The organism is Altererythrobacter sp. C41, from assembly GCF_016803135.1.
Classification (GTDB): domain Bacteria; phylum Pseudomonadota; class Alphaproteobacteria; order Sphingomonadales; family Sphingomonadaceae; genus Pelagerythrobacter.
Genome location: NZ_JAEVFE010000003.1, coordinates 275,584 through 290,252 on the forward strand (window position 1 = coordinate 275,584; position 14,669 = coordinate 290,252).

The 14,669-nt window shown below is 68.7% G+C and carries 10 protein-coding genes; 7 read left to right on the forward strand and 3 right to left on the reverse strand.

Annotation, left to right across the window (positions count from 1 at the left end; translation table 11 throughout):
- Positions 1–232 precede the first annotated feature (232 nt).
- Both JNO53_RS08280 and JNO53_RS08285 read right to left on the reverse strand, forming a co-directional pair.
- Positions 233–463: a hypothetical protein gene (locus tag JNO53_RS08280; RefSeq protein WP_203109539.1), complete on the reverse strand. Its 231-nt coding sequence runs from the start codon at positions 461–463 to the stop codon at positions 233–235.
- A 340-nt stretch (positions 464–803) separates the two neighbouring features.
- Positions 804–2,501, reverse strand: coding sequence for an amidohydrolase (locus tag JNO53_RS08285; protein ID WP_203109541.1), 1,698 nt, complete (start codon positions 2,499–2,501; stop codon positions 804–806).
- A 144-nt stretch (positions 2,502–2,645) separates the two neighbouring features.
- On the opposite strand from JNO53_RS08285, the gene JNO53_RS08290 reads away from it, so the two are divergent.
- From JNO53_RS08290 to JNO53_RS08305, 4 genes are all read left to right on the forward strand, one after another.
- Positions 2,646–3,899, forward strand: coding sequence for a threonine ammonia-lyase (locus tag JNO53_RS08290; RefSeq protein ID WP_203109542.1), 1,254 nt, complete (start codon positions 2,646–2,648; stop codon positions 3,897–3,899).
- Positions 3,900–4,065: 166 nt separating this feature from the next.
- On the forward strand, positions 4,066–4,908 hold the full coding sequence (locus tag JNO53_RS08295; RefSeq protein ID WP_203109544.1) for an arginyltransferase: 843 nt from the start codon (positions 4,066–4,068) through the stop codon (positions 4,906–4,908).
- A 46-nt stretch (positions 4,909–4,954) separates the two neighbouring features.
- Entirely contained in the window at positions 4,955–7,039 is a 2,085-nt protein-coding gene (locus JNO53_RS08300) for an autotransporter assembly complex protein TamA (RefSeq protein ID WP_338015326.1), read from the forward strand.
- Positions 7,039–11,235: a translocation/assembly module TamB domain-containing protein gene (locus JNO53_RS08305; RefSeq protein ID WP_203109546.1), complete on the forward strand. Its 4,197-nt coding sequence runs from the start codon at positions 7,039–7,041 to the stop codon at positions 11,233–11,235. Before JNO53_RS08300 ends, JNO53_RS08305 begins: the two co-directional genes overlap by 1 nt.
- Here JNO53_RS08305 and JNO53_RS08310 read toward each other — a convergent pair.
- Complete coding sequence (locus JNO53_RS08310) at positions 11,229–11,837, reverse strand: lysozyme (RefSeq protein ID WP_203109548.1); 609 nt, start codon at positions 11,835–11,837, stop codon at positions 11,229–11,231. The genes JNO53_RS08305 and JNO53_RS08310 overlap by 7 nt on opposite strands.
- 417 nt (positions 11,838–12,254) lie before the next feature.
- On the opposite strand from JNO53_RS08310, the gene JNO53_RS08315 reads away from it, so the two are divergent.
- The 3 genes from JNO53_RS08315 to JNO53_RS08325 are packed head-to-tail and all read left to right on the forward strand — an operon-like array spanning position 12,255 to position 14,596.
- Positions 12,255–12,404 carry a hypothetical protein gene (locus tag JNO53_RS08315; RefSeq protein ID WP_203109550.1) on the forward strand — a complete coding sequence of 50 codons (150 nt, stop codon included), beginning with the start codon at positions 12,255–12,257 and terminating at the stop codon, positions 12,402–12,404.
- Positions 12,405–12,455: 51 nt separating this feature from the next.
- Positions 12,456–13,238 carry a helix-turn-helix domain-containing protein gene (locus JNO53_RS08320; protein ID WP_203109552.1) on the forward strand — a complete coding sequence of 261 codons (783 nt, stop codon included), beginning with the start codon at positions 12,456–12,458 and terminating at the stop codon, positions 13,236–13,238.
- Between the two features lie 53 nt (positions 13,239–13,291).
- A complete protein-coding gene (locus tag JNO53_RS08325) occupies positions 13,292–14,596 on the forward strand; it encodes an alpha/beta hydrolase family protein (protein WP_203109554.1) in 1,305 nt (434 codons plus the stop codon).
- The last annotated feature ends 73 nt before the right edge of the window (positions 14,597–14,669 follow it).

Here is a 14,669-nt window from a genome sequence, read left to right on the forward strand (position 1 = left end):
TCGTTCGTCGCGTAGCTTGTCCGGGTGGCCGGCCTCGCCTGCTCCACCCTCCAAGCCTGCTATCGTTTCCGAGCGCCGAGGATGCGAATGCCTAGGTTCCGTGCCTGGCCCGGGGTGACGCCCAGCGCCGGAATTCCGTTTCGTCCAGGCTCCGCGCCGCCCGCACGCCTCTTCCGGACATAAAAAAACGGGGCCGTGAGGCCCCGTTTTCAATTTCGTTCTGGAACGTCGATCAGACGCTGACCGGATCGTCGTCACCACCGTCGACGGCAATCACGATGCCGGCGATGACCGCAGCAGCGGCGAGGATTGCGAGAACGACGCCCGAACCGCCGCCGTTCAGCTTGCTCTCACCTTCGACCGGAGCCGAGGCGCGATCGGCGCTGACGGCCGACTGAGCGATCGCCGGCGACGCGGCCAGGGAAAGCGCTGCCGTTGCGGCAACAAGATTACGGAACTTCATCGATTCGTCTCCTCCGAATTCTCTTTAACGTTCAAACTCGCTGTCCCCCCTAAGGCAGACAGAAGATGCTGGCAACCCGTAACATTTAGATTTTCTCGTTACTTGTGGCCCAACTGTAACACCTTAAGCGCGGACAAAATCATCCTTACCGCGAACTCAAGGCCGGTTCGCGGCGTCGAATCGGAAGAAACCCCGCTCGATCGCCCGAACTCGGCGCACCTGCCGGCCCCGGCAACCGTGCCGCGACAAATCGACCAATGCCTTGTCTCGCCTAGGTTTCCAAGGTTGCAAAAACCTTAAATCGGCGGCGATTTCGCGTGCTTTGCGCCGATTTGGGGGATTATTGAGCCGATGTGTTGGCCGGCGCGTCTTCCGTTGCATTTCCGGCCATGTAGTAGCGTTCGCCGCCGACCCAGGTCTCCAGGACCCGGGTGGCGCGCAGTTCGTCCGGAGTCGCGAGGAGCGGGTCGCGGTCGATCATCACGAAGTCCGCGCGCTCACCCTCGACCAGGCGGCCGAATCGGCCCTCCGCGAAGGCCGCGTAGGCGCCGTCGCTGGTGAAGGCCGCGAGCGCCCGCTCGCGCGACACTGCCTCTTCGGGCCGCCAGCCGCCGAACGGCTGTCCGTCCGCGCCTTGGCGAGTGAAGGCGGCTGCGAGTCCGGCAAAGGGATCGGGCGCTTCCACCGGTGCATCCGAACCGAACACCAGCGTGGCGCCGGCGTCGGCAATGCTCTTCCAGGCGTAGGCGCCTTCGAGTCGCGCGGGATCGAGCCGCGCCTCGGCCATCAGCCGGTCGGAGGTCTGGTGCACCGGCTGCATCGAGGCGACGATGCCGCGCCCTCCGAATTTCGCGATGTCTGCGGGGTCGATGATCTGGGCATGCTCGATCCGCCAGCGCCGGTCGCCCTCGTACGTGCCGGCGAGTTCGTGGATCGCCGAAAGCACCTCGCCGTTGGCGGCATCGCCGATCGCGTGGACCGCGATCTGGAACTTGTCGAGCGCGGCGCGGCTCATCAGATTGCGAAGCTGCGAACCGGTGAGCAGCGGCAGCCCGGTGTTGTCCGGGTCGTCCGCATAGGGGCGCTTGAGCCACGCCCCGCGCGAGCCGAGCGCGCCGTCGAGATAGATCTTGACCCCGTTGAGCCGGAGCTTGTCGTCGTAGAGCCAGGGGGAGGGACGGGGGCCGGCGATCAGCTCCATGGCCCCGGTTCCCGCCGCATAGGCCATGATGCGGATCTTGAGCCAGCCGCTGTCGCCCGCGCGGCGGTAGGACTGCCAGTCCTCGATCGTGGTGCCCATGTCGGCCGCCGCGGTCACGCCGTTGCGAAGGAGGATCTCCTGCGCCTTCTGCAGCGCCAGATCCCGGTCGGCCGGGCGCGGTTCGGGGACCTTGGCGGCGATCAGGCCGGTGGCGGCGTCGACGAAGACTCCGGCCGGCTTGCGCGATCCCGCGACCCGCTCGATCCGCCCGCCAGCAGGATCGGCGGTGGCGTCCGTCACGCCCGCGATCCGCATGGCCGCCGAGTTCGCCCAGCCGGCGTGGCCATCGACCCGCTCGAGCCAGACGGGGCGATCCGCCACCACGGCGTCGAGCTCGGCTGCGGTGGGGAAGCGGCCGAGACCCCACTTCACTTGATTCCACCCGCGCCCGATGATCCAGCGCCGCCCCGGATTCGCAGCCGCGTATTCGGCGATCTTCGCCTGCGCTTCCGCGAGCGAATTCGTGTCCGACAGGTCCAGCGTGATCGCCGCGAAGCCGAGACCCATGACGTGGAGATGCGAATCGATCATGCCGGGAATGACGAAGCGGCCATCGCCGTCGACCTGGAAGTCGACGTCGCGCGGGCGCTTGTCGCGGCGGTCGAGCACGTCCTTGATGCGCCCGTCGTCGCCGATCACCAGGCCGGTGAAGTTGTCGATCTCGCCGTCCTCGTCGATCGTGACGCCCTGGATGTTGTCGATCAGCGTGTCGGCCGCGGCCGCGGCGCTCCAGCAGCCGGCGGCAAGGGCAAGGGCGGAGGTGGCAAGACGGATCATGCAGGCATTCCTCTGTCGCGGGCGGGACGTGAGACCCGGATGGGCGGGCAACTAGGGCAAGTCGGCGCCAAAGCAAATGCCCGCGCGCGGACACGTAACAAGCCGTGTTTCCTGCCGCCGGGTTTTGCCCTAGGGCGCTTGGCCATGAACCAGACCCAATCCGTTTCCGCTGCGGAATCCGCGGCGCAGAGCCTGACCATCGACGATGTCCGCGCGGCCGCAGAGCGGATCAAGGGCGCAGTGGTTCGCACGCCCACGATGTACAGCCAGACTCTCTCGGAGATCGCCGGGGCCGACATCTGGCTCAAGTTCGAGAACTTGCAGTTCACCGCCGCCTACAAGGAACGCGGCGCGCTCAACGCGCTGCTGCTGCTGTCGCAGGAACAGCGCGAGCGCGGGGTCATCGCGGCCTCGGCCGGAAACCACTCGCAGGGGCTCAGCTACCATGGCCGGCGGCTCGGCGTGCCGGTGACGATCGTCATGCCGCGGCCCACGCCGACGGTGAAGGTCATGCAGACCGAGAGCGTCGGCGGCAACGTCGTGCTCGAGGGCGAGACATTCGACGAGGCCTACGCCCATGCGCGCAAGCTGGAGCAGGAGCTCGGCCTGACCTTCGTTCATCCGTTCGACGATCCCAATGTCGCGGCAGGGGCGGGCACGACCGCGCTCGAGATGCTCGAGGACGCGCCCGAGATCGACTGCCTCGTCACCCCGATCGGCGGCGGCGGGCTGATTTCGGGCATGGCGACGGTAGCGCGCGCGCTGCGGCCCGACATGCAGGTGATCGGCGTCCAGGCGGCGCTGTTCCCCTCGATGTACGCCAAGATCAAGGGCGAGAATCCGATCTGCGGCGGCGATACCCTGGCCGAAGGGATTGCGGTCAAGGCGCCCGGCGTATTCACCTCGCAGGTGATCGCCGAGCGGGTCGACGACATCCTGCTGGTGAGCGAGGAAGCGCTGGAAAAGGCGGTCTCGCTCCTGCTTCAGATCGAGAAGACGGTGGTCGAGGGTGCCGGGTCAGCCGGCCTCGCCGCCATGCTCGAGCACCGGGAGCGTTTTGCCGGGCGCAAGGTCGGTCTGGTCCTGTGCGGCGGCAATATCGACACGCGCCTGCTCGCCAACGTGCTCCTGCGCGATCTCGCCCGCTCGGGCCGGCTCTCGCGGCTGCGCATCACGCTGCAGGACCGCCCCGGCGCGCTCTACCGCGTGATGCGCGAATTCGAGGCGCACAACGTCAACATCATCGAGATCTACCATCAGCGGATCTTCACCAGCCTGCCGGCCAAGGGCCTGATCACCGACATCGAGTGCGAAGCGCGCGACCGCGAGCAGATCGACGCGCTGATCGCGGCGCTACGGGCCAACGGCTATTCGGTGAGCCAGGTGGAACTCGCCTGACGTACGAGAGCCGGCCGGCTGCCCCGCCAGCTCTGATTGTGCAAAACGGCCCGTCCCAGCCATGATACATGGTTAAGGGACTTTTACCGCGCGGCACTTGTCGGCATAGTCGGGATCGAATTGCAGCCCTGTTCGATTCTGCTGTCAGAGAGGTAGATTCCACGCCGTGACGGCCCCCGTTCGTTTTCCCCGGTTCTTCGTGACCAGCCCGGCGCCGTGCCCCTATCTGCCCGGCCGCAGCGAACGGAAGGTGTTCACCGAACTCAAGGGCGCGAACGCCGACCAGCTCAACGAAGCGCTCGGCCGGATCGGTTTCCGCCGCAGCCAGACGGTCGCCTACCGCCCGAGCTGCCTCGACTGCCAAGCCTGCGTTTCGGTGCGGGTCGTCGCAAGCGAGTTCGAGCCGTCCTCCACCCAGCGGCGCATCATGCGGCGCAACGAGGATCTGGTCGCCACCGAATGCCGCCCCTGGGCGACGGACGAACAGTTCGCCTTGCTGCAGCGCTATCTCGGCGTGCGGCACCCGGGCGGCGGCATGGCGTCGATGGACGAATTCGACTTCGCGGATATGGTGGAACACACTCCCGTAACCAGCTATGTGGTTGAATATCGGGAGCCCTCCGACGGTCAGAGGCCGGGTCGCCTTGTGGGAGCGTGCCTGACTGATCGGCAGGGTGACGGCCTGTCGATGATCTACAGTTTCTACGACCCGGAGCACGAGGCACGGTCTGGACTTGGAACCTACATCATCCTCGACCACATCCGGCGCGCCGCCGCAGACGGGCTGCCTTACGTCTATCTCGGCTATTGGGTCGATGGTTCGCAGCGCATGCAGTACAAGATCCGCTTCCGTCCGATGGAGCGGCTTGGGCACGACGGCTGGCGCCGCTTCGACACCGAGCAGCAGGACGCGCTCATCGCTGCGGCCGTCGCCCGCAAGCCCGACGCCGACACCGACGGCCGGCCGGCCAAAGACGGGACCGCGCACCAGTATCGTCTGCCGAAATAACCTCGCAGCCACGCTCGCTCTCGCGCTGGCGGTCGCGCCTCAGGCGGTGCTGGCGCAGGACCCCGGCGCCAGCCTCGAAGACCTGATCCCCGATTCGGCGGTCGAAAATCCCGAAGGGTGGGCCGAACAGGGCGTGGAGCCCGAAGCGCGCGAGCTTGCCGAGCAGGCGCCGGACCTTGCACCCGATTCGCCGCTCGACGAGGACGTCGCCATCACCGTCCCCTGGCCCGACCAGATGGACATTCCCGAACCCGAGCGGCTGCCGCGCGACGAAAGCATCCAGTTCGCCGACCTCGACGAGGAGGAGGACGAGCTCGGCGCCGTGGCCGCCGGCGAGGTGATCACGCTGGGGCCGGAGCTCTCGCTCGGCTTCCCCGCGGACGAGGAAAGCTTCCCCATGCGCGGCGAGTTCGCCAAGCGCTTCGAATCGCTCTCCACGATCGAGGAACTGCAGGACGGCGATACCGACGACAACATCGCGCAGCTCTCCGCCCGTGCGCGCGAGGACGAGGCGCTGCTGGCCGAGCTGCTGCGCGTCTACGGCTACTACGATGCGCAGGTGATCCGCACCGTCGGCGGTATCCGCCCGGGACGCGAGGAGGCGGCGCAGGGACCGAACGTCCGCTTCGATATCGTGCCGGGGCCGCGTTACCGCTTCGGAGCGATCGATCTCGGCCAGCTCGATCAGGCGATCGATTACGAGAGCCTTCGGGCCGCGTTCGAGATCCAGCCGGGCGATCCGTTGTCGAGCGACAAGATCGTCGAGGAGCAGTTCGACCTCGACCGGGCGCTGGGCGAGACCGGCTATCCTTTCGCCGCGATCGATGCGCCCGAACTGCTCATCGATCATGCACGGACCGAGGGCGACCTGACGCTGCCGGTCCAGCCCAACGGCAAGTACGTGTTCGGGGAAGTCGTCAGCGGCATGCCCGACTTCCTCTCGAGCGAGCATCTGGCGACGATCGCGCGATTCGATCCGGGCGACACCTACAAGCGCAGTCTGGAAACGGACCTCAGGCAGGCGATCCTCGCGACCGGTCTCGTCTCCTCGGTCACGATCAGGAAGCGCGAGGTCACGCCGCCTTCCGGCAATCAGCTCGGCGAAGTCGCGCTCGACGTGGACATGACCGAAGCCGAACTGCGCACGATCGCCGGCGCGATCGGCTACGGTTCGGAAGAAGGCTACCGGGTGGAGGCGAGCTGGGAGCATCGCAACTTCTTCCCGCCCGAAGGCGCGCTCCGCGTGCGCGGGATCGTGGGGACGCAGGAACAGCTCGCCGGGGTCACTTTCCGCCGCAACAATTTCGGCGGGCGCGACCGGATTCTCAACGTGGATGCCTACGCCAGCACGATCGACAGTCCGGCGTTCGACGCGCGCACGGTCGCCTTCGTCGCGACCTATTCGCGTTCGTCGACGCTGCTGTTCCAGAAGCCGATCAGCTGGAGCGTCGGGTTCGAAGCGATCGCGACCGGCGAACGTCCGCCGGTGACCGACGACGCCCCGCCCGAGCCGCGCCAGACCTACTTCGTCGGCGCGCTTCCGATGTCGATCCTTTACGACACGACCGACGACCTGCTCGACCCGACCGAAGGCTTCCGGCTCGGCGGGCGGGTTTCGCCCGAGATCTCGCGCAGCAACGGAACCGAGAGCTTCTATGTCCGCGCGCAGGTCGACGCGAGCTACTACCAGCAGGTCAGCGATACGGTCGTGCTTGCAGGGCGCGGGCGGCTCGGCTCGATCCAGGGCACGGCGATCGAGAACATCGCGCCGTCGCGGCGGTTCTACGCGGGCGGCGGCGGATCGGTGCGCGGCTACGGCTATCGCAAGATCGGGCCGCGCAATGACCAGGGCGATCCGACCGGCGGCCGCTCGCTCGCCGAACTGGCGTTCGAGGCGCGGATCAAGACCGGCTTCTTCGACGGTGCGCTCTCGGTCGTACCGTTCATCGACGCCGGTACCGTGAGCACCAGTACGACGCCCGACTTCGAGACGTTCCGTCTCGGCGCGGGCGTCGGCATACGCTACCAGACCGGCTTCGGCCCGATCCGCATCGACGTCGGCGCGCCGCTCAATCCCGGACCCGACGATAGCCCGGTCGCCGTCTACGTCTCGCTGGGGCAGGCCTTCTGATGGCGGAAGACGAGAGCATCGCGCCCGCCGAGGAGGCCGTGCCGCCGCGCCGCCGCCGCTCGCGGATCGTCCGGATGAGCCGGTGGACCGCGGGGATCATCGCCGGTTTCGCGGCGATCGTGCTGCTCGCGCTCGTGGTGCTCAACAGCCCGATCGGGAAGCGCTTCATCGTGGACCGCATCGCCGAGGTGGCGCCGGCCTCCGGCCTGCGGATCTCGATCGGCCGGATCGAAGGCGACATCTACCGCCGCGCGACCCTGCACGACGTTACCCTGTCCGACCCCCAGGGGCCCTTCCTCACGGTGCCGGTGGCGGAGCTCGACTGGCGCCCGCTCAACTGGCTGTGGAGCGGGCTCGACGTGCGCAATCTCACGGCTCGGCGCGGCACACTGCTGCGCACGCCCGAGCTGCTTCCCGGTGATCCCGACGCGCCGATCCTGCCCAACTTCGACATCCGCGTGGACCGGCTGGAGCTCGACAACTTCCGGGTCGCACGCGGAGTGGTCGACGACCGCGAGCACCGGGTCGATCTCGCGGCCAAGGCCGATATCCGCGACGGGCGCGTCTTCCTCACGGCCGACGGCACCCTGGGCGAGCGCGACCGGCTGCATCTGCTGGTCGACGCGGAGCCGGACGGCGACCGGTTCGACATCGATCTCGACTACCTCGCGCCGCAGGAGGGGGTGATCGCCGGCCTGATCGGCGCCGACGCCGGATACCGCGCGCTGATCAAGGGCAATGGCACCTGGAGCGGCTGGCGCGGGGCGCTGCTCGTCCAGCGCGAGGGCGAGCGCTTCGCCGCCTTCCGCCTCACCAACCGCGACGGGCGCTACGGCATCGTCGGGCAGGCGACCCCGGCACCGGCGCTGACCGGGCAGGCCGCCGAGATGCTCGACGGCGCGATCTCGCTCGCTGCATTCGGCACGCTGAAGGACAGCGTGCTTGCGGGCGATCTCGCCGTCCGTTCGAGTGCGATCGACGGCGAAGCCGAGGGGACGGTCGATCTCGGGAACAACGTGTTCGATGACCTGGTGCTCGACTTCCGGCTCGCCGAGGCCGGGTTCGGCCCCGACATGCGGATCGAAGGCGCGCGCGTGCTCGCGACTCTCGACGGCGCTTTCCGCGACCTGACGATCGGCCACCGGCTCGTGGTCGACCGCTTCGCCAGCGGGACGACCGAAGTGCGCGGCTTGGTCCAGGAGGGCACCGCGACCTACGACGGCGCCCGCTGGACCTTCCCGCTCGACGCGCGGGTGCAGCAGGTGGTTGCCGGAAACGACCTGATCGACCCGCGGCTGGTGCGCGGCCGGCTCGCCGGCACCGTCGCGTACAGCGGCACGCGCATCGTGTCCGACGATCTGCGGCTCGTCTTCCCCGATGCCAGCGCGCGCTTCTCGCTGCGCGGCGAGACGCGGACCGGCGCCTACGCGATCGCCGGACCGATCGCGCTGCGCGGGCTCCGGCTGGAGAACATCGGCACCGTCGACGGTACGGCCAAGATCCTGTTCAAGACCGCGAGCGGCGTGCCCTGGACGCTGAACGCCAATTTCGCCGGCCGCATCCCCGACGTCGAGAATGCCACCCTCGCGAACCTCGCCGGTCCCTCGATCCGCTTCCGCGGCGGCGTGGGGCTGAGCGGGGCGGGGCCGATCGTCTTCCGCGACGTCTCGCTCGATGCCGCCAAGCTCCAGCTCGCGCTCGACGGGCAGGTGCGCGAGGGTGGGACGACACTTGCCGGGCGCGGGTCGCATACCGAGTACGGGCCGTTCACGGTCGAGGCCGCGCTGGACGGCACGGGGCCGACGGCGGAGCTGGTCTTCGCCAGCCCGTTCCCGGCCGCGGGGCTGGAGGACGTGCGCGTCGCCATCGCGCCGATCGAGGACGGCTTCCAGATCGACACCGAAGGCGGCTCCATGCTCGGCCCGTTCGAGGGGACGCTGGGGCTGTACATGCCGGCAGGCGGCCCGACGCGGATCGCGATCGACCGCCTCGACGTGTGGCAGACCAGCGTGCGCGGCGATCTGCTGCTCGGCGACGGCGGGATCACCGGCGATCTCGCGCTCTCTGGCGGCGGGCTCGACGGGACGGTGGCCCTCGCCCCGCGCGGCGGCGGGCAGGGGTTCGCAGTCGACCTCGCCGCCAACAACGCACGCTTCGGCGGCGAGACGACGATCGCGATCGGACGGGCGCAGATCGAAGGCAGCGGCCTGCTGGTCGACGGGAACAGCACGATAGAAGGCCGCGTCTCCGCGCAAGGCCTGCAGTACGGCACGCTCTTCCTCGGCCGGTTGGCTGCGAACGCGCGGCTGCGCAACGGGGAGGGCGACATCAGCGCCGCGTTCTCCGGCCGCCGCGGCAGCCGCTTCAACATGCAGGTCGAGGCGCAGGTCGCAGCGAACCGCATCGCGGTCGCAGCGCGCGGTGACTTCGCCGGGCGGCGCATCCGCATGCCGCGCCGCGCCGTGCTGCTCGCGCAGGAAGGCGGCGGCTGGGCGCTCCAGCCTACGCAGATCAGCTACGGCCGCGGCATCGCCATCGCCCAGGGCCGCTTCGGCGGCGACGAGCCGACCGCGCTGCAGGTGCAACTGGCGCGCATGCCGCTCTCGCTGGTGGACGTGGCGGTGGCGGACATGGGCCTCGGCGGCACGATCTCCGGCATCGTCGACTACAACGCCGGCGCCAGTGGGCTGCCGGTGGGCAGCGTGCGCGTGCAGGTCGACGGGCTGACCCGTTCCGGCCTCGTGCTCTCCTCGCGTCCGATCGATCTCTCCCTCGTCGCCAGGCTGAGCGAGGATCGGCTGGAGACGCGCGCCGTGATCGACGAGGGCGAGGAACGGCGCGGGCGGCTGCAGGGCCGCATCTCGGGCCTGCCGCAATCGGGCGCCCTGTTCGACCGGCTGCGCGCCGGCAGCCTGTTCGCGCAGCTCCGCTACGCCGGCCCGGCCGACGCGCTCTGGCGCCTCGCGGCGATCGATGCGTTCGACCTCACCGGTCCGCTCTCGCTCGCCGCCAACGTCACCGGCACGCTGGCCGAACCGCGCGTGCGCGGCTCGATGGCGAGCGACGACCTGCGGGTCCGTAGCGGGCTCTCGGGCACCGACATCACCGGCGTTACCGCGCGCGGCGATTTCGAAGGCTCCCGCCTGCGCCTGACCCGGTTCAGCGGCTCGACCCCCAACGGCGGCACCGTTTCCGGTAGCGGCACGGTGACGCTGCGCGACCTGGGCGAGCGCGGCCCGCAGATGGACATTCGGGCGGCCGCACGGAATGCCCGCCTGCTCAACGCCAACGGTCTTTCGGCGACCGTCACCGGCCCGCTGCGGATCGTCTCCGACGGGCTGGGCGGCACGATCGCCGGGCGCCTGCTGGTCAACCGGGCGAGCTGGAGCCTCGGCACCGCCGCCACCGCGCAGGACCTGCCGCAGATCGAAACGCGGGAGATCAACGCGCCGGCCGACATCGCGCCGCCCCGGGCCGCCAGCGCTCCGTGGCGCTATCTGATCGATGCCCGCGCCCCGAGCCGCGTCGACGTCGACGGCATGGGGCTCGACAGCGAATGGAGCGCCAACGTGCGCGTCCGCGGAACGACCGACGATCCACGCATCGGCGGCGAGGCCCGGGTGGTTCGCGGCGAGTACAACTTCGCCGGCACCAGCTTCGAACTGACGCGCGGCCGGATCGAGTTCGACGAGAGCGGCCCGATCGACCCGCGGATCGACATCCGCGCCGAGACCGAGCGCGACGGCCTCGACGTCATCGTCCAGGTGCAGGGCAATGCCATGCAGCCGGAGATCAGCTTCACCTCCAGTCCCGCGCTGCCGGAGGAGGAGATCCTTGCGCGGCTGCTGTTCGGCGGCTCGATCACGGAGCTTTCCGCGACCGATGCGCTCCAGCTCGGCGCGGCGGTCGCCTCGCTGCGGGGCGGGGGCGGGCTCGATCCGATCAACCAGCTTCGCACCGCGATCGGGCTCGACCGGCTGCGTATCGTCGGACCCGATCCGGCGCTCGACCGCGGCACCGCCGTCGCCGTGGGCAAGAACTTCGGGCGCCGCTTCTATGCCGAGTTGATCACCGACGGGCAGGGCTACAGCGCCACCGAAGTCGAGTTCCGCGTGACCTCGTGGCTCTCGCTGCTCGCGAGCATCTCCACCATCGGCCGCGAAAGCGTGCGGGCGGAGATCAGCCGGGACTACTGAGCGTTCGGCGCGCGCCAGCCGTAGAGCTCCGCTTCGGCCGCGCGGCGCCGGGCCAGGCCCCGGAGCACCCGGCCGCCCGCGCGGTTCCAGCGGGCGAACTCGCGCGCGGCGCCGGCATGGTCGGCCGCGATGTGTTTCCGCGTCAGCGTGGCCCGCGCGATCGCGCCGGTGTTGTAGTGGAACGAGACCAGCGCATCGAACTGGTCCTGTGTGGTCGGAGCGTCCCCGATCGCGGCCGCGACTTCGGCGGCGTAGCGTTCAAGGTCCCGCTCGAATCGGACGTCACACTGCGCCTGCGTCCAGACCGTCTCCGGTCCGATCTCCGGCCCGGTCGCGCCCCAGCCGATGGTCCATGGCGCCCCGCCGGTGGCCGGGTCGGGATAGGCCTCGACCAGTCCGTCCGCCCGCAGACGCTCGCACCCTTCGAACCGCTTGATAAGCGCCACGCCCGGCGGACCGACGGCGCGGGAGCGCGGCGGTTCCCGCGCCCCATCGGTGGCGAGCGCTCGGTCTATCGCCTGGTCGAGCCGCTCGACCTCCGCCTGCCGAAACCCGCGCCCCAGCATCTGCCGGACCGCATCGAAAATCGTCTTGCGCTGCATGGAAGCACCTCGTCGAAAGCGAATCGAGGCCAAGCAATTAGGCAGGATCGGGGCGTGTAGGAAAATGGTTTTTTCGTGCAGCCTGGCAGGCGTTGACGTCCATGCCAGGTTTACGCAAGTGTAACCTTGCGATTTCTTCTTTTCCCGTCAGGAGTTTGCGAAAGACAACCGCGGGTCACGTGTGCATTTCGGTTTCTTTAAAGTCACACTGCCGGGACTTTCCTGCCACGTCGGTTCCGATACACTGCGAGGTGAAGAAGCGATCGGGCAATGCGCATCCACACTGTGTGGCATATTCAGGCCGTGTAGGAAAACGGCATGTGCGCGGATCGTGTCTCGACCTGAAATGGCGAGAGCTTCCCGTGTTTGCACCAGCCGGGGTGATGGCTTAGCCGTGGCACAACATGGGGAGGCTGCATGGACAAGACGTTCGCGGGCGGGGGGTTGATGCTCGGCATCATCGCCGGCATCATATTCGACCAGGTCGCGCTCGGCATATTGCTCGGCCTGCTGTTGGGCGCCGTTGCCGGCAAGGCAAAATCGCAGAAGGACGGCGGCGAAGCCTAGTGATCTGGCGGGGCCGGAGACGACATGAGACCAGCGCAATCCCGCGACCGTGTGGCCTTCGCGCGGCCTCGCTTCCTCGACGGCGTCGAGCTGGTCACGGCGTCGTATCGCGATCGTGCCTTTCCGGTGCACACGCACGACGGCTATGTCGTCGGAACGGTGATCGAGGGCGCGGAGGCGCTTCGCGTGCGCGGGCGAACTTACACCGTCTCCCGTGGCGACGCTCTTTTGCTCCATCCGCACGAACCGCATGCCAACCGCAGCCTCGGGCGCGAGGCGTTGCGCTACCGCGTGTTTTACCTCCCTGTTGCCGCCATCGCGGCTCCTGCCCGCGAGGAGGACGCGCCGCTGGCGTTCCCCTCGCCGGTGGTGTCGGACCCCGTACTGGCCCATAGGATCGCTGCCCTCCACGCCCAATTGAGCAGAGCTCCGGACGACCGGCTCGCGCAACAAAGCGCGCTTGCCATGCTGGTGGGCGCGTTGATCGACCGCACTGCGCGCGAGGTTGTGCGGTTGCCGGCAGGTGGAGATGTCGCACGCGCCGTGCGCGACTGGATCGATGAGCATTTCGCGGAAGATTTCGGATTGGCCGATCTTGCGGCGCTCACCGGCCTCAGCGTGTTTCGGTTCGCGCACGTGTTCAAGGCCTGCACGGGCCTCAGCCCGATGGCCTACCGCAATCAGTGCCGGGTCAACGCGGCGCGGCGCCTGTTGCTCGCCGGACAGCCCATTGCCGACGTCGCGCTGCAGGTCGGCTTTGCGGACCAGAGCCACCTTACGCGGCGGTTCCAGCGGATTGTCGGTGTGTCGCCGCAGCGCTATCGCCAGCAATAACGTTCAATCCTTCGCCACCTGCACGGCGTATTTCCCCGGCGAAGGAGACCGAAATGTCGATATCGAACGGGAACGCAAGACGATCCGCGCCGCTGCGATGGGGGGTGGCGGCGCTGGTACTCTCATTGTCGGCCGCGCCCCTCGCAGCGAAAGACTTGTGCCGGCCCGGCATCTATGGTGCGGCGGAGGACGCATTCGTGGTCCTCGGCGCAGCCAGTTCATTGGGCCCGGGACAGCGCTACCTGTTCCCCGACGGCCGCCGCGGCAGCACGGCCGAAGCCGAAGCGGCGGTCACCTGCGAGGGCGATATCGCCACCGTCTCCGCGCCGGATGGTACCCGGCAGCAGTGGCCGCGGCGCGACACGCGCGAAACGGATACGGCGTTCGACAGCGCCGCCACGCGTCTTGCCGGGCAGTTGATCGAGCCGGCCGGGCCTTCCGATCCCGCACGGCCGCTGGTGGTGATGGTGCACGGCTCGGAACGGACCGCCGCTATCGGCAGCGTCTATGCCTACATGCTGGCCGCGCAGGGTGTCTCCGCCTTCGTCTACGACAAGCGGGGAACCGGCGCGTCGGCGGGCATGTACACCCAGAACTTCGAGCTGCTCGCGGAGGATGCGGCCGCGGCGCTGGAGCACGCGCGGCGCGTTGCGGCGGGCCGCTTTGGCCGCGCCGGCTTCTTCGGCGGCAGCCAGGGAGGCTGGGTCGCGCCGCTCGCCGCGACGCGCGCTCCGGCCGATTTCGTGGCCATCGGCTTCGGCCTGGTCGTTTCGCCGATTGAGGAGGATCGGGCGCAATTGCTGGAGGAGGCGCGCCGCATGGGCCTCGCCGCGGAAGAGATGGCGCAGGTGGAGCGGCTCTCCGACGCCACTGCCGAACTCATACGCACACATTTCGCGCGCGGATTCGAGACGCTCGAAGCCGTGCGGCGCGAGATCCGCGACGCTCCGTGGGCTGCGACCCTCGCCGGCGAATACAGCGGCGACATGCTGCGGATGAGCGATGCGGATCTGCGCCGCATCGGCCTTGCGCGGTTCGACAATCTGGAACTGATCTGGGACTACGACGCCAAGGCCGCGCTTGCGAAGCTCGACGTTCCGCTTCTCTGGGTTCTCGCCGAAGACGACCGCGAGGCTCCGATCGAGCGGACGCGCGCGGTGCTGGCGGAGCTGGCCGGGGCGGGGCGGCCGATCGACGTCTATCTCTTCCCGGACACCGACCACGGCATGATGGAATATCGCGAGAATGCCGACGGCTCACGCACCGGAACCCGCATCACGGACGGCTATCTCCGCCTCCTGGCCGACTGGATCAAACGCGATGTCCAAGGCCCCTATGGCCGCGGTGTGAAGCTATGATCCGCGGCTCCGCAAGGCGGTGTCTGTAAAGAGCTCTTGACTGACAAGAAGTCTGGACATTATATACTTGACA

Excerpts from the sequence above, each read along its gene's own strand:
- JNO53_RS08280 (WP_203109539.1), bottom strand. The coding sequence starts at position 463 with ATGAAGTTCCGTAATCTTGTTGCCGCAACGGCAGCGCTTTCCCTGGCC.
- JNO53_RS08285 (WP_203109541.1), bottom strand. The coding sequence starts at position 2,501 with ATGATCCGTCTTGCCACCTCCGCCCTTGCCCTTGCCGCCGGCTGCTGG.
- JNO53_RS08290 (WP_203109542.1), top strand. The coding sequence starts at position 2,646 with ATGAACCAGACCCAATCCGTTTCCGCTGCGGAATCCGCGGCGCAGAGC.
- JNO53_RS08305 (WP_203109546.1), top strand. The coding sequence starts at position 7,039 with ATGGCGGAAGACGAGAGCATCGCGCCCGCCGAGGAGGCCGTGCCGCCG.
- JNO53_RS08310 (WP_203109548.1), bottom strand. The coding sequence starts at position 11,837 with ATGCAGCGCAAGACGATTTTCGATGCGGTCCGGCAGATGCTGGGGCGC.
- JNO53_RS08315 (WP_203109550.1), top strand. The coding sequence starts at position 12,255 with ATGGACAAGACGTTCGCGGGCGGGGGGTTGATGCTCGGCATCATCGCC.
- JNO53_RS08325 (WP_203109554.1), top strand. The coding sequence starts at position 13,292 with ATGTCGATATCGAACGGGAACGCAAGACGATCCGCGCCGCTGCGATGG.